This window comes from Paraburkholderia sp. UYCP14C, assembly GCF_004197395.1.
Classification (GTDB): Bacteria; Pseudomonadota; Gammaproteobacteria; order Burkholderiales; family Burkholderiaceae; genus Paraburkholderia.
Map to the genome: position 1 here is coordinate 1 of NZ_SELS01000416.1, position 224 is coordinate 224.

Annotated in this window: 1 pseudogene; it reads right to left on the bottom strand. The window is 71.4% G+C overall.

From position 1 onward, the window contains the following. A pseudogene (locus EVC45_RS46110) lies at positions 1-224 on the bottom strand (hypothetical protein); the annotation flags it as partial.

Here is a 224-nt window from a genome sequence, read left to right on the forward strand (position 1 = left end):
GGCGACCGGCCAGGCGCAGCGCCGCTTCACGCGCGTCGTCCTCGTCCGGCCACTTCGCAAGGGCATTGAGCGCGTTGACCACCGCCTGCGCGTTCATCAACCCGCGCAGCCCGGCCTCCGATGCCACGCGACCGGCCAGGCGCAGCGCCGCTTCACGCGCGTCGGTCTCGTCCGGCCACTTCGCGAGTGCATTGAGCACGCTGGCCACTTCCTGCGCGTTCATC